We start from the raw sequence: 25597 nt of genomic DNA on the forward strand, positions 1-25597 counted from the left end.
CGTCAGCGCGGCGCTTTAAGCGCTCTTCTCAATGCGTTGCACTGTGCGCATCAGACGATCTGTTGCGCCCGCAACCGCGCGATGCCGTCAGCATCATAACCTAGTGATTGAAGGACTTCATCGGTATGTTCACCCAGTTCCGGCCCTAGCCAGCGCGTCTCGCCGGGCGTCGCCGACAGCTTCGGCGTGACCGTGGGCAGCGTGATTTCCTTGCCGTCCTGCCACTTGAACCGCTGGATCATCTGTCGTGCGATGAACTGCGGATCGGTGAACATATCGGCGACGCTGTAGATGCGGCCTACCGGCACATCGGCCGCGTTCAGCACCGCGAGCGCTTCGTCGATCGTGCGCGTGGACAGCCACGCGGCGATCGCGGCGTCGATTTCCTGCGTGCGCGGCACGCGGCCATCGTTATGCGCGAGCGCCGGATCGTTCGCGAGATCGTCGCGTTCGATCGCGATCATCAGCCGCTTGAAGATCGGATCGCTATTGCCGCCGATCACGATGCTGCCGTCGCGGCACGGATACGTATTGGACGGCACGATGCCCGGCAGCGACGCGCCGGTACGCTCGCGCACCATCCCGTAGACGCCGTATTCGGGCACCACGCTTTCCATCATGTTGAAGACGGCCTCGTACAGCGCGACGTCGACGACCTGCCCCTTGCCGCCGTTCACCTGCTTGTGATGCAGCGCCATCAGCGCGCCGATCACGCCGTGCAGCGCAGCGATCGAATCGCCGATCGAAATGCCGATGCGCGGCGGCGGCAGGTCCGGATAGCCGGTGATATGGCGCAGACCGCCCATCGATTCGGCGATCGCACCGAAGCCGGGCCGATCGCGATACGGCCCGGTCTGGCCGTAGCCCGACAGACGCACCATCACGAGGCCGGGGTTCTCGGCGGACAGCACGTCGTAGCCGAGCCCGAGCTTTTCGAGCAGCCCGGGCCGGAAATTCTCGACGACGATATCGGCCTCTTTCGCGAGCCGCCGCACGATCTGCCTGCCCTCTTCGGCTTTCAGGTTGACCGTGACGGACTTCTTGTTGCGCGCCTGCACGGCCCACCACAGCGACGTACCGCCCACTTCCGGATACAGCTTGCGCCATTTGCGCAGCGGGTCGCCGCCTTTGGGGTCTTCGATCTTGATGACGTCGGCGCCGAATTCGCCGAGAAAACGCGCGGCGAACGGCCCGGCGATCAGCGTACCGAGTTCCAGCACCTTGACGCCGGCGAGCGGACCGCGTGCGTCATGCGGTGCGGTGCTCGCGCCTGAATCGGGGTTGGCGCTCATGAGTCTCCTTTGTCGGCCAGAGTTGGTGCACAGCGCTTACTCTGGTCCCCTGCAAGTGGGTTGCATTGTTTTGTATCGCCGTGCGCGCGGTCTGCATCACGGCTGGCGATGACGCGTGGCTTCACGGGTGCCGCGGCGGCCAACAAGCCGCGTGGCTACATCGAACGACGGTCGAGCATCGCGCGCGCGATCGTGCCCGCGTCGACATATTCGAGCTCGCCGCCCACCGGCACGCCCCGCGCGAGACGCGTGACGGCAAGGCCGCGCGCCTTCAGCGTCTGTCCGAGGTAATGCGCGGTAGCCTCGCCTTCGTTGGTGAAATTGGTGGCCAGCACGACTTCCTTGACGACGCCATCCGACGCACGCTTCACGAGCCGGTCGAAATGGATCTCCTTCGGACCGATGCCGTCGAGCGGACTCAACCGCCCCATCAGCACGAAATAGAGGCCGCGATAGGTCATCGTCTGTTCGAGCATGATCTGGTCGGCCGGCGTTTCGACGACGCACAGCAGCGACGGATCGCGCTCCTCATCGAGGCAGACCTCGCAGATCTGCGCTTCGGTAAAGGTGTTGCACTTTTCGCAGTGGCGCAGATGCTCGGTCGCGAACAGCAGCGAGCGGCCGAGCTTTTCGGCGCCTTCGCGATCGTGCTGCATCAGGTGATACGCCATGCGTTGCGCGGACTTCGGCCCGACACCGGGCAGCGCACGCAGCGCTTCGACGAGCGCCGACAGGGCGGAAGGTTGTTTCATGCGGATCGGCGTCGACGTGGATGGTGCTCGGGTGGGCGAATCGGGAAGCGAGGTGGTGGTCGGACCGGGGCGCGCTTTCGCACCGCGGCAATGAACCGCCGCGGCGCTCAACCGCTCAGCCGGGTCTCAATCAGAGCAGATTCAGAACGGCAGCTTGAAGCCCGGCGGCAGCGGCAGGCCGGCGGTCATGCCGCCCATCTTTTCCTGCGCGGTCGCCTCGGCCTTGCGTACGGCGTCGTTGAACGCGGCGGCGACGAGATCTTCCAGCATGTCCTTGTCGTCCGCGAGCAGGCTCGGGTCGATCGACACGCGGCGCACGTCGTTCTTGCAGGTCATCGTCACCTTGACGAGACCGGCACCCGACTGCCCCTCGACTTCGATCTGCGCGAGTTGCTCCTGCATCTTCTTCATGTTTTCCTGCATCTGCTGGGCTTGCTTCATCAGCCCGGCGAGTTGGCCTTTCATCATGGACGTGCTCCTTCTAGATAGCGTGAAATCTGGCATTCCGGCGCCGCTCTGCGACGACGCCGCGAACGATGGATCAGTGGGCCGGCGCCGCGCCGTTCGGGGCGGCATCCGGGGTAATCGGGCGGATCGAGCCCGGCACGATGCTCGCGCCGAACTCGCGAATCAGCGACTGAACAAACGGATCGGCGCTGATTTCGCGCTCGGCCTCCTGCTGGCGCTGCGCGCGCAACTTCGCGTCGTGCGCGGCAGCGGTACGGCGCGCCGGGCCGACTTCGACCTGCACGTCGACGTTCTGGCCGAGCCGCTCGACGAGCGCTGCTTTCAGTTTAGCGACCTGCGACGTTTCCGCGTATTGCGGCACCGGCACGTTGAGCTTCAGCGTATTGCCTTCGAGCGCCATCAGTTCGCTGTTGAACGCAAGCTGATACGAGATGCCCTTCAGCGGCAGATCGACCGCGAGCGCGGGCCAGTCGCCGGTGAAACCGAGCGGATCGAGCGGCACGGCGGGCGGCAGCGGGCGCGTATCGACGACCGGCGCCGGTGCGGCGGCCTGCGCGGCCGGGCCGTCCATGCGGACGTCGTCGGGGCCGCGGTCGAACACTGGCACGAAGTTGTCGTCTGGCGGAATGAAGTACGCGTCGTCTGCGGCCGACAGTGGCATATAGTCGTCGGGCGGCATGTCGTCCCAAGGTGCACTCGACGGGCTGTTCTGTTGCGCGTTGTTGCTGGCGTCGCTGCGGGCGTCGCGAGTGGGCGCAGCCTGAGCGGCGCTGTCTTGCGACGCGCGGCGGGGCGCACCGGGCGTCGGCACCGGCACGACCACGCGCGGCGCGGCGGGTTTTGGGGCGACCGGCGCGGCCGGCTTCGCGGCCGCGGGCGTATTGGCGCGGCCGCGGTCGGACGATACTTTCATGCCGGCGTTGCGCAGCACGTCGAGCGCGGCGCTCGCGCCGCCCGCGCGACGCGGCGCGGATTCGGCCGAGGCCGCCGAGGCCGCCGGTGCCGCCGTTGAAGCAGGGGCAGTCAATTCCTGGCGCGCTTCCGGTTCCGGTGGCGCGGTCTCTTCCGCGCGGGTCAGCGCGCTCGGCTCGGACCCAGGCGCAATTTCAGAAGATTCGTTCGAGACCGGCGCAGTCGAACTGGCGATCGCGGCACCGTCATTCGCGGGCGCATCTTCCCACGGTGCCAGCGGACGTGCGGGCATAGCCGGTGCGTCTGTCACGCGCGCTGCTTCAGCTTGCGCGGTGTCGGCCGTGGGCTTAGCGATCGGCTTTGCAACCGGCACAGCCAATTTCATCGCATCGTCCTGCTCCTCGCCGGCAACGCCCACCGGAACTGCACGAGTCGGCGCAGCGGCTGCCATGGCCGTCGCCGACGAAGGCGACAGCGCGCGCAGCGCGGCAACCGTCGGTGCACCAGAACGCTTCGCACCGGCGCCGGCCGCACCGGTCTGCGTGCCAGCGGCTCCCGCCGCCCCGCCACCGCCACCCGTCGGCGCCGGTTCGAACGCGAGCATACGCAGCAGCGTCATCGTGAAGCCCGCGTATTCGTCGGGCGCGAGGCCCAGCTCGCTTCGGCCGATCGTCGCGATCTGATAGAACAGTTGCACCTGCTCGGCGCTCAATGTGTCGGCGAAGCGGCGCAAGTCCGCCGCCTCCGGCCATTCGTCGAGCACCGACGAAGGCGCGAACTGCGCCCACGCGATCCGATGCAGCAGGCTCGCCAGATCCTGCAGCGCCGTCGAAAACGACAGGCTGCGCAAGGCCATTTCATCGGCGACCGCGAGCACTGCCGCGCCGTCGCCTTGCGCGAGCGCGTCGAGCAGACGGATCAGATAGCTTTGGTCGAGCGCGCCGAGCATGCCGCGCACCGCGTCTTCGCTGACCTGGTTCGCCGAATAGGCGATCGCCTGATCGGTCAGCGACAGCGCGTCGCGCATCGAACCGTCGGCCGCGCGCGCGAGCAGCCGCAACGCCTGCGCCTCGTGTGGCACGTTCTCTTCACCGAGAATGCGTTCGAGATGCGACACGATATGGCCGGCCGGCATCTGCTTCAGATTGAACTGCAGACAGCGCGACAGCACGGTGACCGGAATCTTCTGCGGGTCGGTGGTCGCGAGGATGAACTTGACGTGCGGCGGCGGCTCTTCGAGCGTCTTCAGCATCGCGTTGAACGCGTGGTTCGTCAGCATGTGCACTTCGTCGATCATGTAGACCTTGAAGCGCGCATCGACGGGCGCATACACCGCGCGCTCGAGCAGCGCGGCCATTTCATCGACGCCGCGATTGCTCGCCGCGTCCATCTCGACGTAATCGACGAAGCGCCCTTCGTCGATCTCGCGACACGCACGGCACACGCCGCACGGCGTCGACGTCACGCCGGTCTCGCAATTGAGTGCCTTCGCGAAGATACGCGACAGCGTGGTCTTGCCGACGCCGCGCGTACCTGTAAACAAATAGGCATGGTGCAGACGGCCGCCGTCGAGCGCATGGGTGAGCGCGCGCACCACGTGCTCCTGTCCGACGAGCGAAGCAAAATCCTTCGGCCGCCATTTGCGTGCGAGAACTTGATAGGTCATGCGGAAATTGTATCAGTAACAATGGCGCGCAAAACCGATTCGGCAAGACGCGCGAACGCGCGACACGGCCACGACGATGCGCCATCCGAATACGGCGAACGATCAATACGGAAGCTGAGAATGACTGCGGGGAAACTGCAGAGAAGCCGAGAAAACGGCCGTGGAGAAAAAAGCAAACGGAAGGTGACGAGCCCGACCCTCGGCACTGGTGGAAAACGGCTGTGGCTGCTTCGTTCCCGACCTGACCAGGTTGACCATCCCTCCATGCGAGGAGGCCCGTCACGAAAGATTCTATCATTGCCGCGCGCATTGTGCGACTGTTGATACGCGCAAAACGCGAACGACGCTCCGCCTCGAACGGCTTCGTACTGTTTACACCCGCGTCCTGCGCGCCGCCCGACGAGCTCGCAGCGCCGCGACGCCGCCCGCCACGCGAGGCACTTGAGTTCGTCGGGCCCGCCACCATTTAGATTGCAACGCGGCATCCGTGAGCCGCAGACACCGGCCGACGCCGCGGCGGCGACCTATTGGCCACACTGACCTGATGAGTACTATCGCCATCGGCAACGCATAGCGAATTAAGCTACACTGCCAGTTGAAAGACCCGCATACGCGACTCTTTCCGCGCATTCCGTGAAAATCCGGCGTTTTTTCAGACGGTTTTTCTGATTTTCACAGCCATGCGCGGCAAGTCTCCGGATGCGGCATAGCGAACGGAAATTTTCCCGGTTTTTGACGTATCGTGGCGAGCAATTCAGGCGGGCCTCGAACCGACAGAGGTATTCATAAATGAGCGAACAAATTAAGCATATTAGCGACGCATCGTTCGAACAGGACGTCGTGAAATCCGATAAACCCGTGCTGCTCGATTTCTGGGCCGAATGGTGCGGTCCCTGCAAGATGATCGCGCCGATCCTCGACGAAGTCGCGAAGGACTACGCCGATCGCCTGCAAGTCGCGAAGATCAATGTCGACGAGCATCAGTCCACGCCGGTCAAGTTCGGCGTGCGCGGCATCCCCACGCTGATCCTGTTCAAGAATGGCGCCGTCGCCGCTCAGAAGGTCGGCGCTCTGTCGAAGTCGCAACTCACAGCGTTCCTCGACGGCAACCTGTAATACATACAGAAGTACCTCGCGGCGCTCGCGGGTTCATCGCCCGCCGCGAGCCGTCAGGAATCGGGCGCATCGGTGGATGCATATCACCGCGCCCGCCGGTCGAGCGTGTTGTCAGCCGGCAACACGCTTTACGACAAAGATGCCACTCCGCCGCACTGGCGGAAATTGGCGTGTGCTATGCTAGAATCCACAAAACGTCGAAAAGACGTGTAAGTCTTTGAGCGGTTCCGCTCACCCTCCTCCCAGATTTCATTTCGTCGCACCTTCTCCTGCGGGTTCTCCGTATGCATTTATCCGAGCTTAAGACTCTGCACGTGTCCCAATTGATCGAGATGGCCAATGGCCTCGAGATCGAAAGCGCGAACCGCCTGCGCAAGCAGGAATTGATGTTCGCCATTCTAAAAAAACGAGCCAAAGCGGGCGACACGATCTTCGGCGACGGCACCCTCGAAGTGCTGCCGGACGGTTTCGGCTTCTTGCGTTCGCCTGAAACGTCCTACCTCGCCAGCACGGATGATATCTACATCAGCCCGTCGCAAATCCGCCGCTTCAATCTGCATACGGGCGACACGATCGAAGGCGAAGTGCGCACGCCGAAAGACGGCGAGCGCTATTTCGCGCTGGTGAAGGTGGACAAGGTCAACGGCCAGCCGCCGGAGGCCTCGAAGCACAAGATCATGTTCGAAAACCTGACGCCGCTGCACCCGAACAAGGTGCTGCTGCTCGAACGTGAAATGCGTGGCGAAGAGAATGTCACGGGCCGCATCATCGACATGATCGCGCCGATCGGCAAGGGTCAGCGCGGCCTGCTCGTCGCCTCGCCGAAGTCGGGCAAGACCGTGATGCTTCAGCACATTGCGCACGCAATCAAGCAGAACCATCCCGACGTCGTGCTGTTCGTGCTGCTGATCGACGAGCGCCCGGAAGAAGTGACAGAAATGCAGCGTTCGGTGGCAGGCGAAGTGATCGCCTCCACGTTCGACGAACCCGCTGCGCGTCACGTGCAGGTCGCCGAAATGGTGATCGAGAAGGCCAAGCGCCTCGTCGAAATGAAGAACGACGTCGTGATTCTGCTCGACTCGATCACACGTCTCGCGCGCGCATACAACACGGTGGTGCCGGCCTCCGGCAAGGTGCTCACGGGTGGTGTCGACGCGAACGCGCTGCAGCGTCCGAAGCGCTTCTTCGGCGCGGCGCGCAACATCGAGGAAGGCGGATCGCTGACCATCATCGGCACGGCGCTGATCGAAACCGGCAGCCGCATGGACGACGTGATCTACGAAGAGTTCAAGGGCACCGGCAACATGGAAGTGCACCTCGAGCGCCGTCTCGCCGAGAAGCGCGTCTACCCGTCGATCAACCTGAACAAGTCGGGCACGCGCCGCGAAGAGTTGCTGATCAAGCCCGAAGTGCTGCAAAAGATCTGGGTGCTGCGCAAGTTCATTCACGACATGGACGAAGTCGAGTCGATGGAATTCCTGCTCGACAAGATCCGCCAGACGAAGAGCAACTCCGAGTTCTTCGACATGATGCGTCGTGGTGGCGGCAGCTAACGCGCGACGTTCGTGCTGGCCGTAGTCGCCGGCAACTGCATCGCATGAAAAACCGCTCGCAGATTGCGAGCGGTTTTTTTTCGCCGCCCGCCCACCTGGACAATGCGGCGTCACCAGTCTCGACAATTTCGCACAACGCGACGTTCTCGTTTTTCGCCAGCTATCTTCGCGATCGAAGAGTCCATGCACGGCTACCGGTTGAAGAACATCGTGCGGCAGTTGACCATCTCCTTCGCGACTGCCTTGGTGATCATCATCGACCAGCACCGGCTCGCGCTGCATCAAAGTCGCCTCGCGGCGTCCGTGAATCCGTACAATCCGGTCTACCAGAACACGCTCGCGAATCGCGTCGATCAGCCGGTTGGTCGCACAGCAGGCCAATTTCCTCGCGTCGCTCGACGGCTTCGATTTCCTGATCGGCGTCGCGATATGCGGCGGCCTGTTCGCCGCGTGGCAAAAACAGATCGACTGAAGGTGGGCTCAAGCATGCTGTCGAAACTCACGAACTGGCTGGGCACACGGCGTCGCGAGCGCGCGCTGCGCGATTACGCGATCGACGATTCCTTGTGGCAGGCAACACTCGCTGGTCTGCCCTTTCTCACGCATCTGGAAGCCCCCGATCTCGCGCGGCTACGCGAACTGACGAGTCTCTTCCTCGCGCAGAAGGAATTCTCGACCGCACACGAACTCGAACTGACCGACGCGATGACGGTCGCCATCGCCGCGCAGGCGTGCCTGCCGGTGCTGAACCTCAGCCTCGATCTGTATCGCGGCTGGGTTGGCGTAATCGTCTATCCGGGCGAGTTCGTGATCCGCAAGACCGTCGAGGACGAAGACGGCGTCGTGCACGAGATCGAACACGACGCCAGTGGCGAGGCGTGGGAAGGCGGCCCGGTGGTGCTGTCGTGGGAAGACGCGCAGATGACCGACGGCAGCGACGCATACAACGTCGTGATCCACGAGTTCGCGCACAAGATCGACATGTTGAACGGCGAAGCGGATGGCCACCCACCGCTGATGCGCCGCTGGCACGCGCCGCTCGATACGCAGGCATGGGCCGACGTGTTTGACCACGCATACGATCATTTCTGCGCGAAAGTCGACGCTGTGCCCGAGCGACGTTGGACGCGTTTCGAACGCGAGTCGCTGATCGATCCGTATGCGGCGGACCATCCGTCGGAATTCTTCGCCGTATGCAGCGAGGCGTTGTTCGTGAAGCCGCAAGCGTTCGAGGCGGAGTATCCGGAACTCTACCGGCTGCTCGCGCGCTACTACCGGCAAGACCCAGCGCGCGTCGGATTGACGTTCACGCCGGTTTGAGACGCTGCGAACCGGCGCCGCTTGCGCCACAATAGAATCTGGTGGCAGAAAAATCGCCAAGGGACTGATTTTCTGGCATAATCGCGGTTTTTCGACCGTAGGCAAGTGGCTCGCGCCTGAAGGCAGTCTAATTTAAGGCTGCACGCGGGTTGGCTACCGCCAGATTAAAGGAAAGACCATGAAAGAAGGCATTCACCCGGATTACCGCGAAGTCCTGTTCATCGATATGTCGAACGACTTCAAGTTCGTGACGCGCTCGACCATCCAAACGCGCGAAACCGCGGAATTCAACGGCAAGACCTACCCGCTCGCGAAGATCGAAGTGTCGTCGGAATCGCACCCGTTCTACACCGGCCAGCAAAAGATCATGGACACGGCCGGCCGTGTCGAGAAGTTCAACAAGAAGTTCGGCTCCCGCGCTTCGGGCAAGGCAGCAAAGTAATACGGCAACGGTGCCGGCTTCCGGCCGGCAACGGAGCAAACAGAAAGGGCAGCGCGAGCTGCCCTTTTTTGTCGCCCACGCGCGGGCGGCCGCTGCGTCGCACACCTGCGATGGCATAACCCGGAACCAGCAGACCGCGCTTTCACGACACCTGTTACAGGTTGTCCATCGACGTTGCCGGGCGTTACCGGCCGTGACGTGCATCGCACCGCACGACTACAATGCCGGATGCTCGAAACGGGCCCTCCCGCCCTGACTTGCCAAGTCGCTCCGGCCGCATCGTTTATCCAGACTCCACACACCGCATGAGACCTGTCGTCCGCCTCACCGCCTCTGCGACCAGTGCGTTGCCGCGCTGGCTGCTGCTGGCCATCTGTATCGTCTACGCCTCGTTCGGCCTGTTCGGCCGCGATCCGTGGAAGAACGAGGACGCGGCCGGCTTCGGTGTCATGTGGACGATGGCGAATGGCGGCGCGCACGACTGGCTCCTGCCGAATCTCGTCGGCAAATATCTGACCGAGGACGGCCCGCTCGGCTACTGGCTCGGCGCGAGCGCGATCCGGGTCCTTGCGCCATGGGTCGACGCGAGCAACGCGTCGCGCGTGTTCACGGGCCTGCTGTTCTGCGCGGGCTGTGCGTTCGTCTGGTACGCGGCGTATCTGCTCGGCCGGCGTGCCGAAGTGCAGCCGTTCAAATACGCGTTTGGCGGCGAGCCCGAACCACGCGACTATGGCCGCACGCTCGCCGATGGCGCACTGCTGATCCTGCTCGCGTGCTTCGGCCTCGCCGAGCGCGGCCACGAAACCACGCCGCAGCTCGTACAGTTCGTCTGCATCGCGATGCTCGTGTACGGCCTCGTGCGCATGATCGACAAGCCGATCCAGGGCGCGCTGATCTGGGGCCTCGCGATCGGCCTCGTCACACTCGCGAGCAGCCCGGTGCTGGTCGGCGCGCTGCTGCTCGGCACGCTCGCGATGACGCTGATCGTGCGCGAAACGCGTTCGCGCTCGCTGCTGCTCGCGGGTCTACCCGTCGCGCTGGTGCTCGCGGTATCGTGGCCGATCATCGCGCTTGCCGCTTTCCCCGACGACGCCGTCTGGTACCTGAACCAATGGCTGCACGTGAGCCTGAGCTCGTTCGCGGGCCCACCCGGCTCCGTCGCCGCGTATGCACTGAAAAACCTGCCGCTCTTCACGTGGCCCGCCTGGCCGCTCGCGCTGTGGTCGTGGTTCAGCTGGCAGGGTCTGCGGCGCGCGCCGCACGTGGCGATTCCGCTGTCGGTGATCGGACCGCTGTTCGTACTCGTGGTGCTGCAAAGCCATCAATCGAATCGACTCTACATGCTGCTGCTGCCGCCGCTGGCGGTGCTCGCCACGTTCGCGCTGCCGACGCTCAAGCGCGGCGCGATCAACGCGATCGACTGGTTCGCGCTGCTGAGCTTCACGATCCTCGGCAGCTTCGTGTGGGCCGTGTATGCGGCGAGTCTGACCGGTTTTCCGCACCCGCTCGCGCGCAATCTCGCGCGGCTCGCGCCCGGCTTCGTGCCGCAATTCAAGATTCTGTCGTTCATCTGCGCGATCGCGGTAACCGTCTGCTGGTTCCTGCTGGTGCGCTGGCGCCTCGCGCGTCATCCGAAGGTGTTGTGGCGTAGCGTGGTGCTGTCGAGCGCCGGCACGACGCTGATGTGGGTGCTGCTGATGACGCTATGGCTGCCGGTGGTCAACTACAGCCGTACCTATCGCGACGTCGCGCAGCAGATCGCCAACCACTTGCCCGATGACTACACCTGCATCTCGCCGGTGCGCCTCGGCAATGCGCAGATCGCGACGTTCGCGTATTTCGGCGACATGCACTTCTCGTTCGACCAGGACTGCGATGTGATCCTGCGCCAGGACTCGCAGGACTACGGCGACCCCAGCGCGCTGCCCGACTACATCTGGAAGCTCGTGTGGGAAGGCCGCCGCGCGGCCGACCGCGACGAGCGCTTCCGCCTGTACGTGCGCATCGACCGTCCGAAGCCGCCGCCCGGCAAGCACCGCAACTGGCACAAGAAGCCCAACTGACCATGTTCGCCGACGTACGGAAAATCGCCGCGCTCGCGTGGCCCGTATTGATCGGCCAACTGGCCATCATCGCGTTCGGCGTGATCGACACGGCGATGGTCGGACGCTATTCGGCCGTCGATCTGGCCGCTCTCGGGCTCGGCTCGTCGATCTACGTCTCGGTCTATATCGGCCTGACCGGCATCCTGACCGCGCTGCAGCCGATTACCGCGCAACTGTACGGCGCGCGCCGCTACGGCGAGATCGGCGAAGAGGTGCGCCAGTCATGGTGGCTCGCCGCCGCGCTGACGGTGATCGGCTTTCTGATCCTGTTCTTCCCCGGGCCGCTGTTGTCGTTGTCGCACGTGCCCGACGCGCTGCACGAGCGCACGCTCGCGTATCTGCGGATTCTCGCGTTCGGGCTGCCCGCCGGCCTCGCGTTCCGGGTCTACAGTTCCGTTGCCAATGCGCTCGGCAAACCGCGGCTCGTGATGTTCCTGCAGATCGCCGCGCTGCTGCTGAAAATTCCGCTCAATACCTGGTTCATTTTCGGCGGCCTCGGCGTGCCGGCGCTGGGCGGTCCGGGCTGCGCGCTCGCGAGCACGCTTCTCAATTGGGCGCTCGCGGCGCTCGGCATGCTGCTGCTCGCGCGCATCGACGATTTCAAGGCGCTCGGTATCTTCACGCAGTTCTGCTGGCCGGTCTGGAAGCGCCAGGCCGCGCAACTGCGGCTCGGTATTCCGATGGGGTTGTCGTATCTGATCGAGGTCACGTCGTACACGTTCATGGCGCTCTTCATCGCGCGCTTCGGCACGACGACGCTCGCCGGGCATCAGATCGCCGGCAATATCGGCGCGGTGCTTTATATGACGCCGCTGTCGATCGGCATCGCGTCGTCGACGCTGGTCGCGCAGGCGCTAGGCGCGCATCGGCCGCAAGCGGCGCGCACGCTGTCGCGTCACGGCATCGCGATGGCGGTTGCGATCGCGTGCTGCTATGGCGCGCTCGTGCTGGTGCTGCGGCCGTATATCGTCGATGGTTATACGACGAACGCGCAGGTCGCGGCGAAGGCGTTGCCACTGGTGCTGATCGTCGCCTGCTACCACCTGTTCGATGCTTTGCAGATCACGACCGCGTTCGTGCTGCGTGCCTACAAGGTCGCGGTCGTGCCGACCGTCATCTATGCGGTCGCGCTGTGGGGTGTGGGGCTCGGCGGCGGCTATGCGCTCGGCTTCGATACGACCGGCCTCACACCGCCCTGGCTGACCGGCGCGCGCGGATTCTGGGTCGCGAATACCGCGAGTCTCGCGATTGCCGGGGTCGGCTTGCTGGTGTATTGGCGGATCGTGAGCCAGCGCTATTTGCGCGAGACCGCTGCAGTGCGGGTCGATTCGGCTGTATGAGGCGATGGGGTCTCAGAAGGCCCCGAACGGAATCAATCGGACGGTTAGTTGCGTCCCATCCTGGGTGAGACAAACCCGCTCCGCATCCCCTTTTCCCCTCCCCGCGCAGCCGGGCCCTCTCACGCTGCGGCCGCGGCCTCCTCTTTCTTCCCGCGCCGCGAACACGTTTCGGCAACCTGACCGATGGTGAGCGCGGTCGAGTGTTTCGACATGACGGACTCAGCTTAGGACTTCGAGTGCACTCCAAGTCAAGCGTCGGACGGTGTGATCCGTCAGCGTTACCGATTCTTTATCGCAAACGCATTATCGCGACCGGTACCGACCGATAAATCATCGGAAATAACCTGCCGCTAAAAGTTTTAAAGATTGTGTGGCCGGATTTACTTGTCATCGATCGATCGGTATAAATCGACCGCTATCTCAAATCGGGCCCGCGATTTGTCCTATGCTTAAACGCAGCGCCCGCTGACAGGATAGGTCGACCGTTCCCGGCTAACTTTTTGCCCTCAATGGAGTGCTTGCCATGCTGAAGAAGCTTTTCATGCTTTGCGTCGCTGTGGCTTTGTCGCTGTCGGCCGGATTTGCCGCGGCAGTGGAAGTGAATACCGCCGATCAGGCCGCGCTCGAATCGGTCAAGGGCATCGGCCCCGTGCATGCGAAAGCGATCCTCGACGAACGCGCCAAAAACGGCCCGTTCAAGAACGCCGACGATCTCGCCGCGCGCGTGAAGGGCATCGGCCAGAAGTCGGTCGAGAACCTCGAAGCGGCCGGACTGACGATCAACGGCTCGTCGGCGCCGCCGACCGGCGCGAAGACGTCGACCAGGTCGACCACGAAAACGACGCCAGCGGCTCCCGCGGCAACCACCGGGGCCGCGCCCGCCGCCACGACAGCAGCGCCGGCCGCGGCCGCTCCCGCGTCGGCCGCGAAGCCGTCGAAATCGAAGAAGAAGGCCGCTGCATCAGAAGCGGCGACTGCTGCGGCGCCGGCCGCCGCGGCAGCTAGCGCACCGGCCGAAGCATCCGGCACCAAGGCTTCGAAGAAGAAAACGAAGAAGAGCAACGCGGCATCCGCCGCGGCCGCGTCCGGCGCTTGAGGCCGGCGGGCTGCCGCCCTTGCGTTTCACCGCGACGCGCAACCGCGCGTCGTCGTCACCCGCCCGGCCGTCATGCACGCGCCGGCATTCAAGAGAGACCGTCATGAGCCTACTCGACACCATCGGTTCCCTGCTTGGCAAATCGCCAGAAGGCGGCGGCCAGCAAGCGCTGATCGCAGCCGCGCTCGAATTCGTCAATAACCAGCCTGGTGGCCTGAACGGCCTGATCCAGCGCTTCCAGGAAAAGGGCCTCGGCGACGTCGTGTCGTCGTGGGTCGGCAACGGCGAAAACCAGCCGATCGCGCCCGACGCGCTGCATAACGTGCTCGGCTCCGAGGCCGTCAGCGGCCTCGCCGCCAAGGCCGGCGTGCAGCCGGATCAGGTGACGGGGCTGCTGTCGCAGATCCTGCCGCACGTCGTCAACGCGGCGACGCCGGAAGGCGAGGTGCCGGCCGATGGCAAGCTGAACGCGACCACGGTGCTTGGCGCGCTCGGCGGCCTATCGGCGCTGCTCGGCAACAAGGGCAACGCTTGAACACGCTGTGCGCGATGCGCTGACGGCGGCTCAGGCTGCCGGTCCGGGTCGACGCCCGGTTTGAGAACGGCGGGCAAAAGAAAACCGGCAACGAAGTCGCCTTCGTTGCCGGTTTCTTAACATTGGCGGGAACGGCTCGACCGCCGCCGCCCCGTCACGTCATCAGGCCATCGCGCTCAGTGCACGACGCGTTCGAACCGCAGCTGGCCGTCGTCCACTTCGACCGGAATCACATCCTTCGGACCGAACTTGCCGGCCAGAATCAGCTTCGCGATCGGGTTCTCGATCTCCTGCTGGATCGCGCGCTTCAGCGGCCGCGCACCGAACAGCGGGTCGTAGCCGACCTTGCCGATGTGCTCGAGCGCCGCGTCCGATACCACCAGCTGCATGTCGAGCTTCGCGAGCCGCTCGTGCAGACGCTGCAACTGGATCCGCGCGATCGACTGGATGTTCGAGCGGTCGAGCGCATGGAACACGACGACGTCGTCGATCCGGTTCAGGAACTCGGGCCGGAAGTGCAGCTTCACCTCTTCCCACACCGCGTCCTTGATCGCTTCCTGCGACTCGCCGACCATCGCCTGGATCACCTGCGAACCGAGGTTCGAGGTCATCACGATCACCGTGTTCTTGAAGTCGACGGTGCGGCCCTGGCCATCTGTCATGCGGCCGTCGTCGAGCACCTGCAGCAGCACGTTGAACACGTCCGGATGGGCCTTCTCGATTTCGTCGAGCAGGATCACGCTATACGGCTTGCGGCGCACGGCCTCGGTTAGATAACCGCCCTCCTCGTAGCCGACGTATCCCGGCGGCGCGCCGATCAGTCGCGCGACGCTGTGCTTCTCCATGAACTCGCTCATGTCGATACGGATCAGGTGCTCTTCCGAGTCGAACAGGAACGACGCCAACGCCTTGCACAGCTCGGTCTTGCCGACGCCGGTCGGCCCCAGGAACAGGAACGATCCGTACGGACGGTTCGGGTCCGACAGACCCGCGCGTGAGCGGCGGATCGCATCGGCAACCGCGCTGATCGCCTCGTCCTGGCCGACCACGCGCTCATGCAGCTTCGACTCGATCTGCAGCAGCTTTTCGCGCTCGCCTTGCATCATGCGCGACACCGGAATACCGGTGGCCCGCGACACGACTTCGGCGATCTCTTCCGCGCCGACCTGCGTGCGCAACAGACGCGGACGCTTCGGACTGTTCTGCTCCTCGGCTTCGGCGCGCGTGACTTCCTTCAACTGCGCTTCGAGCCCCGGCAGCTTGCCGTACTGCAGTTCGGCGACCTTCTCGAGCTTGCCCTCGCGCTGCAGACGCACGATTTCCGCGCGTGTCTTCTCGATCTCTTCCTTCAACTGCGCGCTGCCCTGCACCGCTGCTTTTTCGGCGGTCCAGATTTCTTCGAGGTCCGAATATTCGCGATTCAGGCGCTCAATCTCCTCTTCGATCAGCTGCAGACGCTTCTGCGACGCTTCGTCCTTCTCCTTCTTCACCGCTTCGCGTTCGATCTTCAGCTGGATCAGACGACGGTCGAGCCGGTCCATCTCCTCCGGCTTTGAGTCGATTTCCATCTTGATCTTCGAGGCGGCTTCGTCGATCAGATCGATCGCCTTGTCCGGCAGGAAGCGGTCCGTGATGTAGCGATGCGACAGCTCCGCCGCCGCGACGATCGCCGGGTCGGTGATGTCGACGCCGTGGTGCAGCTCATAGCGCTCCTGCAGACCGCGCAGGATCGCGATGGTCGCCTCGACCGACGGTTCGTCCACCAGCACCTTCTGGAAGCGGCGCTCGAGCGCGGCATCCTTCTCGATGTACTTGCGGTATTCGTCGAGCGTGGTCGCGCCGACGCAATGCAGCTCGCCGCGCGAGAGCGCCGGCTTCAGCATGTTGCCCGCGTCCATCGCGCCTTCGGCCTTGCCGGCGCCGACCATCGTATGAATCTCGTCGATGAAGACGATGGTTTGCCCTTCGTCCTTCGCGATGTCGTTGAGCACGGCCTTCAGGCGCTCTTCGAACTCGCCGCGATATTTGGCGCCCGCGAGCAGCGCGGCCATATCGAGCGACAGCACGCGCTTATTCTTCAGCGTTTCCGGCACTTCACCATTGACGATGCGTTGCGCGAGCCCTTCGACGATCGCGGTCTTGCCCACACCCGGCTCGCCGATCAGCACCGGGTTGTTCTTGGTGCGGCGTTGCAGGATCTGGATGGAACGGCGGATTTCGTCGTCGCGGCCGATCACCGGGTCGAGCTTGCCGGCGCGGGCGCGCTCGGTCAGGTCGATCGTGTATTTCTTCAGCGCTTCGCGCTGGCTTTCGGCGTCCTGGCTATGCACCTGCGAGCCGCCGCGCACCGCGGCGATCGCGGTTTCGAGCGCCTTGCGCGACAAGCCGTGCTCGCGCGCGAGACGGCCCACGTCGCCCTTATCGTCGGCGACCGCGAGCAGGAACATTTCGCTCGCGATGAACGTGTCGTTGAGCTTCTGCGCTTCCTTGTCGGCCTGATTCAACAGACCGGTCAGTTCACGGCCGATCTGCACGTTGCCGTCGGTGCCGTGCACTTGGGGCAGTCGCGTGATCGCGTCGTTCAGTGCGGTCTGTAGAGGTTGTACATGCACGCCGGCGCGCGATAGCAGCGAGCGGGCGGAGCCGTCCTGCTGCGCGACGAGTGCCGCGAGCACGTGGACGGGTTCGATGTACTGATTGTCGTGGCCAACCGCCAGACTCTGGGCGTCCGCGAGCGCTTCCTGGAATTTAGTGGTGAGTTTGTCGATTCTCATCAAGAGACCTCCAATTTCGATTACCACCAAAATGAGGCGATTTATTAGGGTTTCAAGCGCTTTTTTGGCCTCGGTCGCAACTATTTAACATTTGAGCGCAAGAACTGGCGCGATCCTTCCCCCGGGGGCGACCGGACGGGTTTGCGCACCCTGGAGCCGGCCCGAGGTTCTAGCTCTTGTGGCCCAACGTCGCCGAACTGCCGCCACGCGTGCCATCCGATGCCACCGGAATCGGCAGCGGCACCCTCTGAATATTGGGTCCCAACCCGAGCAATGCCGCGAGCGGACTTTTCGGTTGTGCGACTTCGCCGATGGTAAAGCGATCGAGTTCGGCGAGAAAAGCGAGGTTCGCCGCCTGCAACGCGCCGCGCAGCCGGCAGTGCGTCGTGATGACGCAAGGCCGCTGTTGGCCCTGCCGGTCCGGCAGACAGCCGACCAGCGCGAAGTCGCTTTCCGTGACCCGCACCACGTCGCCGACGGTCAGCGACAGCGTCTGTGCGGCGAGCCGCAACCCGCCGTTGCGGCCGCGCACGGTCTCGACCCAGCCGAGTTCGCCCAGTTGCTGCACGACCTTCATCAGATGGTTCTTCGAGATCCCGTAAGCTTCCGAAATGTCGTGGATCGTCGATAATCCGTCGCCCCGCACCGCGAGGTACAGCAGCACGCGCAGCGCGTAATCCGTATAGTCGGTAAGTCTCATAGGTCCTGGTATAGCTTGAAAAGCTGCGAGCAAGTGCGTTGAACGTGCCCGATAACCGCGTCGACGCAAGGGTTGCGGTGAACCTGCGCCGCGCCCTAACATCACTGGCTGGCGGCGTCGTTCCTCGAATCGCGTTGCAAAACTGTATCGGATAGCAATAGTAGCTTTTTCCGCATCAACCGTTTGTTAGAAAAACGGGGGGTTCGAAGTTCAGTCAACCGCCACCGGCAAACGTATTTTTCTGGAATCCGCATGAATCCGTCTTTCCCCGCCGCGCCACCGGTCGAGCGCGCGGCCGAACCCACCGAGGCCAATATCCGCGAGCTCGTCTACGGCTTTTACGATCGGGTGCGCGCCGATCCGCTGCTGGGTCCGGTTTTCGACGCGAAGCTCGAGGGCCGCTGGGACGACCATCTGCCGAAGATGTGCACGTTCTGGAACAGCCTCGTGCTGGGTGCGAAGCAATATCGCGGCAACGTGCAGCAGGTGCATCAGCCGCTCGAAGGCATCGAGCCGCAGCACTTCAGCCGCTGGCTGTATCTGTTCCTGGATACGGTCGAATCGCGCTATCAACCGGCCGCGGCGATCCGTTTCATGGAGCCGGCACTACGGATTGCGCAGAGTCTGCAGCTGAGCCGCTACGGCTGGGATTACAAGATTCCGGCGGAGCAGCAGGCGCTGCTCGAGCGGGTGGCGCCGAAGCGTCGGCCCCGCGATGCTGACGACGATGGCGAGCATCCGTCGCGGCCGGCTGGGGAGCCGTTTCCGGTGCCGATCATCGGACGCTCAAGGGATCAGTGAACGTCGGTCGGCGCCGACGCGCCTGACACAGACACGCCGCGTGCGCCACCGCAGCGCCGCGGCCCGCGGTTCGGCTACTCCGCAGTCTGGTTCCCCGATTCGACGCCCCAGCGCGCGAGCGCGGCATCGTCGGTCACGCGCGCGTCGACCCAGCGCTCGCCCGCGTCGGTTTTCTCTTTCTTCCAGAACGGCGCTTCGGTCTTCAGATAGTCCATCACGAATTCGCACGACGCAAACGCATCGCCGCGATGCGCGGCCGTCGTCGCAACAAGCACGATCTGATCGAGCGGATAAAGCTTGCCGACACGATGCACGATCAGCACCTCGATGCCCGGCCAGCGTTCGCGCGCACGCTCGACGATAGCCTCGAGCGACTTCTCCGTCATGCCCGGATAGTGTTCGAGCTCCATCGTCTCGACCGCGCTGCCCTCGTTCAGGTCGCGCACGGTGCCGACGAAGCACGCGATCGCGCCGATCCTCGGATTGCGCGCGCGCAGCGCGGCCACCTCGGCGCTGAGGTCGAAGTCTTCGGTCTGGACGCGAACGGGCATGGACGACTCCTGAGGCTTGTGACGCTGGCGTGGACGTGATGATGGGCTTGAGCCCGGCTCAGCCGCCGGTGACGGGCGGAAAGAACGCGACCTCGCAGCCCTCGGTGATACGCGTGCTCGCGTCGGTCATCACGTGGTTGCAGGCCATGCGCAGCGCGCGGCCTTCGGCGAGCGTCTCGGCCCAGATGCCGCCACGCACGCGCAGCCACGCGCGCACGTCGCCGACGGTCGCGATGCCGTCGGGCACCTCGACGGTTTCGTCGGAGGTATTGAGCGCTTCACGTACGCTCGCAAAGTATCGAAGTTCAATCTTCATCGGGATACCGCCGGTTTGTGCCGCGCATGCGGTGCATGCCGCGGATAGCCGGCCTCAGTTCAGCAGTTCGGAAAACGGAATGAAGCGCACGGTTTCGCCGGCGCTGATCGCGTGGTTCGGCGGATTGTCGATCAGGCCGTCGCCCCACACGGTCGACGTCAACACGGCCGAGCTCTGATTGGCAAACAGATCCAGCCCGCCCGCTGCGTTGACGCGCGCGCGCAGGAATTCGTTGCGGCGATCGGCCTTGCCCTGCGTGAAGTCGGCGCGCAGCGACAACGCGCGCGGCGCGACCGTCTGCACCCCGGCCAGCCGCAGAACGAACGGACGCACGAACAGCAGGAACGTGACGAAGCTCGACACCGGATTGCCGGGCAGGCCGATGAAAAACGTTTCCGCCGTGCCCCCCGCGCCACGGCGCACCGCGCCGAACGCGAGCGGCTTGCCCGGCTTCATGGCGATCTGCCACATCGACAGACGCCCTTCGGCCTCTACCGCCGGCTTCACATGATCCTCCTCGCCGACCGACACGCCGCCGCAGGTGAGAATCAGATCGTGCGCCTCAGCGGCCTCGCGCAGCGTCGCGCGGGTCGCGTCGAGCTGATCGGCGACGATGCCGTAGTCGGTCACGTCGCAGCCGAGCTTCTCGAGCAGGCCACGCAGCGTAAAGCGATTCGAGTTGTAGATCGCGCCGGGCTTCAGCGGCTCGCCGGGCATCGTCAGTTCGTCGCCGGTGAAAAACACGGCGACCTTCACGCGCCGGCGCACCTCGAGCCGCGCACATCCGACCGACGCGGCAAGCCCCAACGCCTGCGGCGTGAGCCGCGTGCCGGCCGGCAGGATCACCGAGCCTGCGCGAATATCGGCGCCCTGCGCGGTGATCCACTCGCCCGCCTGCGGACGATGCACGATCGTCACTTCGTCGCCGGCCGCCTCGGTCTGTTCCTGCATCACGACCGCGTCCGCGCCAGCGGGCACCGTCGCACCGGTGAAGATGCGTGCCGCGCTATTGGGCGCGAGCGGCGCCGGTGCATGGCCGGCCGGAATCCGTTGCGAGACCGGCAGGCGGCTGCCGTGCGCGAGATCGGCGATACGAACCGCGTAGCCGTCCATCGCGCTCGTGTGCATCGGCGGCACGTCGAGCGGCGACGTGACGTCGGTGGCGAGCACGTGATTCAGCGCGTCGAGCGTCGGCAGCGTTTCGATACCGTCGATCGCGCGGGCGGCGTCGAGCAGGATGGCCAACGCATCGGCAGTGGCGAGCATCGGGGCGCGGGGCGTGGGTGTGGACATCGGGATGTGTCGAAGCCGCAGGTTAAAAGAACATTGTAGCGGCCGATGCCGTTAGCCTGGGCGGCCGGGCGTCATGGAGAGCTTTTTGTGATTTTCGCTGCGTGGCCGCCGAGGGTGCGGCCAGCGTTTTTTCGTAGTGCGGGCGTGGGAGTCGATTAACGCGAATCGACACGGCCGCGGGATGCCGCGTGAGCCGAAAACGGCCCGCGCGGCCCGTTTGACGTCGCCGGTCGCCCTTATGCGCCGGTATTCGCGACGATGAAGTCCTTCACCTTCTGCGCATCCGCGGGCACGACCTCGAAGCGCTGCGGCAGCGCTTCGAGTCCCGAGAACGCCGCCGGCCGCTCCGGTTCGCGCAGCAGCGCTTCGCGGATCGTCTCGCCGAACTTGATCGGCTGCGCGGTCTCGAGCACGATCATCGGAATGCCCGGTTGCAAATGCTCGCGCGCGACCTTCACGCCGTCGGCCGTGTGCGTGTCGATCATCGTGTCGTAGCGCTGGAACACGTCGCGGATCGTTTCGACGCGGGTGTCGTGGCTGCTGCTGCCGGACACGAAACCGAACTCCCTCACGCGCGCGAAGTCGCCGCTCGCCGCGAGGTCGAAACCGCCCTTCTCCTCGACGTCGCGGAACAGTTGCAGCACGCGCGCCGGATCGCGGCCGAGCAGGTCGTACACGAAACGCTCGAAGTTCGACGCCTTCGAGATGTCCATGCTCGGGCTGCTCGTGTGATACGTCTCCGCTGCCTTGCGCACCCGGTAGATGCCGGTGCGGAAGAACTCGTCGAGCACGTCGTTCTCGTTGGTCGCGACGACGAGCTTCTCGATCGGCAGACCCATCATGCGCGCGATATGACCCGCGCACACGTTACCGAAGTTGCCCGACGGCACCGTGAACGACACACGCTCGTCGTTCGACTTCGTCGCGGCAAAGTAGCCCTTGAAGTAGTAGACGACCTGCGCGACGACGCGCGCCCAGTTGATCGAATTCACCGTGCCGATCTTGTACTTCGCCTTGAACGCGTGGTCGTTCGACACCGCCTTCACGATGTCCTGCGCGTCGTCGAACACGCCTTCCACCGCGAGATTGAAGATGTTCGGGTCTTGCAGGCTGTACATCTGCGCGGTCTGGAACGCGCTCATCTTTTTGTGCGGCGACAGCATGAACACGCGGATGCCCTTCTTGCCGCGCATCGCGTATTCAGCGGCGCTGCCGGTATCGCCCGAGGTCGCGCCGAGAATGTTCAGCGTTTCGCCGTGCTTCGCGAGCGCGTACTCGAACAGGTTGCCGATCAGCTGCATCGCCATGTCCTTGAACGCGAGCGTCGGCCCGTTCGACAGTTCGAGCAGCGACAGCGGCGCGCCGTCTTCGACGCCGAGCGTCTTCAGCGGCGTGATCTGCGCGGCGCTTTCGTCGTCGCGCACGTTGCAGTAGGTCGCGGCCGTGTAGGTCTTGCGGGTCAGCGCGCGCAGATCGTCGGCGGGGATGTCGTCGCAGAACTTCGACAGGATTTCGAACGCGAGATCCGCGTACGGCAGCGTGCGCCAGCGCGTGAGTTCGTCCGCGGTGATGCGCGGATATTCGGCCGGCAGATACAGTCCGCCGTCTTTCGCGAGACCGCCGAGCAGGATGTCGGAGAAGGTATGGCGCTCGCCGGCTCCGGCGCCGCGCGTGGAGAGGTAGTTCATAGTTCGGCCTAGTTCAGCGCTTCCATGCGCAGCTTCGTGACTTGCGAGACGACGGTCTTGAGCCCTTCGATCGACCTGATCGCGGCGTTGACCTGCTTTTCGACCGTCTCGTGCGTGATCAGCAGGATGTCGGTTTCGCCCTTGCCGTTCGCGTCGACGAGTTCCGATTCCTTTTGCAGCAGCGCGTCGATCGAAATGCCGGTGTCCGCCAGAATGCGCGTGATGTCGGCGAGCACGCCGGTCACGTCGGCGACGCGCAGGCGCAGGTAGTAGCCGCTCGTGACTTCTTCGATCGGCAGGATCGGCGTGTTCGACAGGCTGTCCGGCTGGAACGCCAGATGCGGCACGCGATGCTCAGGGTCGGCCGTGTGCAGACGAGTCACGTCGACCAGATCGGCGACCACCGCGGAAGCCGTCGGCTCCGCGCCCGCGCCCTTGCCGTAGTACAGCGTCGTGCCGACCGCGTCGCCGTGCACGACGACCGCGTTCATCGCGCCTTCCACATTCGCGAGCAGGCGCTTTTCCGGAATCAGCGTGGGATGCACGCGCAGTTCGATGCCTTTATCGGTGCGCCGCGTGATGCCAAGCAGCTTGATGCGATAGCCGAGTTCCTCGGCGTATTTGATGTCGATCGCGGCGAGCTTGCTGATGCCTTCGACGTACGCGCGGTCGAACTGCACCGGCACGCCGAACGCGATCGCGCTCATGATCGTCGCCTTGTGCGCGGCGTCGACGCCTTCGATGTCGAAGGTCGGGTCCGCTTCCGCGTAGCCGAGCTCCTGTGCGGCCTTCAGCGCGGTGGCGAAATCGAGCCCGCGGTCGCGCATCTCCGACAGGATGTAGTTCGTCGTACCGTTGATGATGCCGGCGATGTACTGGATACGGTTCGCCGTCAGCCCTTCACGCAACGCCTTGATGATCGGAATGCCGCCCGCCACCGCCGCTTCGAACGCGACCATCACGCCGTTCGCGCGCGCCGCCTGGAAGATCTCCGTGCCATGTACGGCGAGCAGCGCCTTGTTGGCGGTGACCACGTGCTTGCCGTTGTTGATCGCGCGCAGTACGAGGTCGCGCGCAATGCCGGTGCCGCCGATCATTTCCGCCACGATCGCGATCGACGGATCGTCGACGACCGCGTTGAAGTCATCGGTCAGCGCCACGCTGCCGGCTTCGCCGCCGAGCGCCGCGGTCGCCTTGGCCGGGTTGCGCACGGCGATGCGCGCAATCTCGATGCCGCGACCCGCGCGACGTTTGATTTCTTCCTGATTGCGGCGCAGTACCGTGAAGGTGCCGCTGCCTACCGTGCCGAAGCCCAGCAGTCCAACTTTGATCGGTTCCATGCAGCGTGTGTTTCTAATAGAGGTTTGAAAAGGGTGTCAAGGGTGGCACGAGCGGCGCGCCTGATGCGCCACGTCACGCGCCACATCGTACGCGAGGGCGGCTCAGGCTGTGTGACGCTTGCGGTAGCCATCGAGGAAGCGCGCAATCCGGTTGATCGAATCCGCGAGGTCGTCGACGTTCGGCAGGAACACGACGCGGAAGTGATCCGGCGTCTTCCAGTTGAAGCCGGTGCCCTGCACGAGCAGCACGCGCTCTTCGAGCAGCAGGTCGAGGATGAACTGCTGGTCGTTCTGGATCGGATACACCTTCGGGTCGAGGCGCGGGAACATGTACAGCGCCGCTTCCGGTTTCACGCAGCTTACACCGGGGATCGCGGTCAGCATGTCATAGGCGAGTTCGCGCTGCTTGTACAGGCGCCCGCTCGGCACGATCAGGTCGTTGATGCTCTGATAGCCGCCGAGCGCGGTCTGGATCGCATACTGGCCGGGCACGTTCGGACACAGCCGCATCGACGCGAGGATGCCGAGGCCTTCCAGATAGTCTTTCGCGAGCCGGCGGTTCTCGCCGGTCAGGCCCGAAATGGCCATCCAGCCGGCACGGTAGCCGCACGAGCGGTAGCTCTTCGAGAGGCTGTTGAACGTGACAGTCAGCACGTCTTCGGACAGCGACGCCATCGACGTGTGCTTCTTGCCGTCGTAGATGATCTTGTCGTACACCTCGTCGGCGAAGATCACGAGGCCGTGCTGGCGCGCGATCTCGATCAGGCCGAGCAGCAGTTCGTCCGAATACAGCGCGCCGGTCGGGTTGTTCGGGTTGATCACGACGAGCGCGCGCGTGTTCGGCGTGATTTTCGCGCGGATGTCGTCGAGGTCCGGCATCCAGCTATTCGACTCGTCGCAGATGTAGTGCACCGGCGTGCCGCCCGCGAGGCTCACGCCGGCGGTCCACAGCGGGTAGTCGGGCGCGGGCAGCAGCACTTCGTCGCCGTCGTTGACGAGGCCCTGCAGCGCCATCACGATCAGCTCGGACGCGCCGTTGCCGATGTAGATGTCGTCGAGCTCGACGCCGTGCACGCCCTTTTGCTGCGTGTAGTGCATGATCGCCTTGCGCGCGGCGAACACGCCCTTCGAATCGGAGTAGCCCGACGAGCTGGGCAGATTCAGGATCATGTCCTGAATGATTTCATCGGGTGCCTCGAATCCGAACGGCGCCAGATTGCCGATGTTCAGCTTGATGATGCGGTGGCCCTCTTCTTCGAGCCGCTTCGCGTGTTCGAGGACGGGCCCGCGAATGTCGTAGCAGACATTCAACAATTTATTGGACTTGAGAATCGGTTTCACGGCGGGCACTTCATCCTGGTTGATGGCTGGGGGCAAACCTTGGGCAAACGGGGCCCGGCTGACGGCGCCGGGCCGCTCGGATTCACCGATACGGGAATTCGGACGCGGCGGCGCCAGCGAAGGCGGCCAACTGCGAAATGGGGTCGAACTGTCGAGCGGCCGCGGCTTTCCGGGTTCCGGCGCGGGGAAAAAACGC

21 protein-coding genes, 1 other RNA gene and 1 pseudogene are annotated in these 25597 nt (G+C 64.4%); 10 read left to right on the forward strand and 13 right to left on the reverse strand.

The features are described 5' to 3' along the window. Positions 1 to 50: 50 nt before the first annotated feature. The 5 genes from QFZ94_RS21715 to ffs form a co-directional block, all read right to left on the reverse strand. Positions 51 to 1292: a CaiB/BaiF CoA transferase family protein gene (locus QFZ94_RS21715; protein WP_368582890.1), complete on the reverse strand. Its 1242-nt coding sequence runs from the start codon at positions 1290 to 1292 to the stop codon at positions 51 to 53. A gap of 155 nt (positions 1293 to 1447) precedes the next feature. Beyond that, positions 1448 to 2044, reverse strand: coding sequence for a recombination mediator RecR (gene recR / locus QFZ94_RS21720; protein ID WP_018418135.1), 597 nt, complete (start codon positions 2042 to 2044; stop codon positions 1448 to 1450). 141 nt (positions 2045 to 2185) lie between these two features. Further along, the gene (locus QFZ94_RS21725) at positions 2186 to 2512 is read right to left on the reverse strand and encodes a YbaB/EbfC family nucleoid-associated protein (RefSeq protein ID WP_008923976.1); all 327 of its coding nucleotides are present in this window, start codon (positions 2510 to 2512) and stop codon (positions 2186 to 2188) included. A gap of 73 nt (positions 2513 to 2585) precedes the next feature. Next, positions 2586 to 5090 (reverse strand): DNA polymerase III subunit gamma/tau, encoded by a 2505-nt coding sequence (locus QFZ94_RS21730; RefSeq protein ID WP_429459415.1) that lies wholly within the window; start codon positions 5088 to 5090, stop codon positions 2586 to 2588. A 182-nt stretch (positions 5091 to 5272) separates the two neighbouring features. Further along, positions 5273 to 5371, reverse strand: an RNA gene (gene ffs, locus QFZ94_RS21735) — signal recognition particle sRNA small type. 508 nt (positions 5372 to 5879) lie between these two features. On the opposite strand from ffs, the gene trxA reads away from it, so the two are divergent. From trxA to QFZ94_RS21780, 9 genes and pseudogenes are all read left to right on the forward strand, one after another. After that, positions 5880 to 6206 (forward strand): thioredoxin TrxA, encoded by a 327-nt coding sequence (gene trxA / locus QFZ94_RS21740; RefSeq protein ID WP_013089343.1) that lies wholly within the window; start codon positions 5880 to 5882, stop codon positions 6204 to 6206. Positions 6207 to 6490: 284 nt separating this feature from the next. Continuing rightward, positions 6491 to 7759, forward strand: a complete 1269-nt coding sequence (gene rho, locus QFZ94_RS21745) for a transcription termination factor Rho (protein WP_008921615.1) — start codon at positions 6491 to 6493, stop codon at positions 7757 to 7759. A 162-nt stretch (positions 7760 to 7921) separates the two neighbouring features. After that, positions 7922 to 8231 (forward strand): annotated as a pseudogene (locus QFZ94_RS21750) (MFS transporter); the annotation flags it as partial. A gap of 14 nt (positions 8232 to 8245) precedes the next feature. Further along, the gene (locus tag QFZ94_RS21755; protein ID WP_429459417.1) at positions 8246 to 9079 is read left to right on the forward strand and encodes a zinc-dependent peptidase; all 834 of its coding nucleotides are present in this window, start codon (positions 8246 to 8248) and stop codon (positions 9077 to 9079) included. Between the two features lie 178 nt (positions 9080 to 9257). Continuing rightward, on the forward strand, positions 9258 to 9521 hold the full coding sequence (locus QFZ94_RS21760; protein WP_368582886.1) for a type B 50S ribosomal protein L31: 264 nt from the start codon (positions 9258 to 9260) through the stop codon (positions 9519 to 9521). Positions 9522 to 9826: 305 nt separating this feature from the next. After that, positions 9827 to 11584, forward strand: a complete 1758-nt coding sequence (locus tag QFZ94_RS21765; RefSeq protein ID WP_429459419.1) for an ArnT family glycosyltransferase — start codon at positions 9827 to 9829, stop codon at positions 11582 to 11584. 2 nt (positions 11585 to 11586) lie between these two features. Next, on the forward strand, positions 11587 to 12966 hold the full coding sequence (locus QFZ94_RS21770) for an MATE family efflux transporter (RefSeq protein ID WP_429459421.1): 1380 nt from the start codon (positions 11587 to 11589) through the stop codon (positions 12964 to 12966). Positions 12967 to 13489: 523 nt separating this feature from the next. Further along, on the forward strand, positions 13490 to 14062 hold the full coding sequence (locus QFZ94_RS21775; RefSeq protein WP_429459423.1) for a ComEA family DNA-binding protein: 573 nt from the start codon (positions 13490 to 13492) through the stop codon (positions 14060 to 14062). A 19-nt stretch (positions 14063 to 14081) separates the two neighbouring features. Continuing rightward, positions 14082 to 14597, forward strand: coding sequence for a YidB family protein (locus QFZ94_RS21780; RefSeq protein ID WP_373685672.1), 516 nt, complete (start codon positions 14082 to 14084; stop codon positions 14595 to 14597). 176 nt (positions 14598 to 14773) lie between these two features. On the opposite strand, the gene clpB is transcribed toward QFZ94_RS21780, so the two are convergent. Together clpB and QFZ94_RS21790 are read right to left on the reverse strand one after the other, a co-directional pair. Beyond that, positions 14774 to 17371, reverse strand: a complete 2598-nt coding sequence (gene clpB, locus QFZ94_RS21785) for an ATP-dependent chaperone ClpB (RefSeq protein WP_368582880.1) — start codon at positions 17369 to 17371, stop codon at positions 14774 to 14776. A 169-nt stretch (positions 17372 to 17540) separates the two neighbouring features. Next, positions 17541 to 18071, reverse strand: coding sequence for an Rrf2 family transcriptional regulator (locus QFZ94_RS21790; RefSeq protein WP_410849172.1), 531 nt, complete (start codon positions 18069 to 18071; stop codon positions 17541 to 17543). A 252-nt stretch (positions 18072 to 18323) separates the two neighbouring features. Between QFZ94_RS21790 and QFZ94_RS21795 the strand changes: the two genes are divergently transcribed. Further along, positions 18324 to 18872: a group III truncated hemoglobin gene (locus QFZ94_RS21795; protein ID WP_368582878.1), complete on the forward strand. Its 549-nt coding sequence runs from the start codon at positions 18324 to 18326 to the stop codon at positions 18870 to 18872. Between the two features lie 74 nt (positions 18873 to 18946). Here the strand turns inward: QFZ94_RS21795 and QFZ94_RS21800 are convergent, their stop codons facing one another. From QFZ94_RS21800 to QFZ94_RS21825, 6 genes are all read right to left on the reverse strand, one after another. Continuing rightward, positions 18947 to 19423, reverse strand: a complete 477-nt coding sequence (locus QFZ94_RS21800) for a molybdenum cofactor biosynthesis protein MoaE (RefSeq protein ID WP_368582877.1) — start codon at positions 19421 to 19423, stop codon at positions 18947 to 18949. A 58-nt stretch (positions 19424 to 19481) separates the two neighbouring features. Further along, entirely contained in the window at positions 19482 to 19739 is a 258-nt protein-coding gene (gene moaD / locus QFZ94_RS21805; protein WP_176108666.1) for a molybdopterin converting factor subunit 1, read from the reverse strand. A 54-nt stretch (positions 19740 to 19793) separates the two neighbouring features. Beyond that, positions 19794 to 21005 (reverse strand): molybdopterin molybdotransferase MoeA, encoded by a 1212-nt coding sequence (locus QFZ94_RS21810; protein WP_429461879.1) that lies wholly within the window; start codon positions 21003 to 21005, stop codon positions 19794 to 19796. Between the two features lie 263 nt (positions 21006 to 21268). Then, on the reverse strand, positions 21269 to 22720 hold the full coding sequence (thrC, locus tag QFZ94_RS21815; RefSeq protein ID WP_368582876.1) for a threonine synthase: 1452 nt from the start codon (positions 22718 to 22720) through the stop codon (positions 21269 to 21271). Positions 22721 to 22728: 8 nt separating this feature from the next. After that, a complete protein-coding gene (locus QFZ94_RS21820; protein WP_429459427.1) occupies positions 22729 to 24060 on the reverse strand; it encodes a homoserine dehydrogenase in 1332 nt (443 codons plus the stop codon). 102 nt (positions 24061 to 24162) lie between these two features. Beyond that, complete coding sequence (locus tag QFZ94_RS21825; protein ID WP_368582873.1) at positions 24163 to 25410, reverse strand: pyridoxal phosphate-dependent aminotransferase; 1248 nt, start codon at positions 25408 to 25410, stop codon at positions 24163 to 24165. Positions 25411 to 25597: the final 187 nt, after the last annotated feature.

The sequence above is a fragment of the Paraburkholderia sp. JPY465 genome, from assembly GCF_050436725.1.
GTDB lineage: Bacteria > Pseudomonadota > Gammaproteobacteria > Burkholderiales > Burkholderiaceae > Paraburkholderia > Paraburkholderia youngii.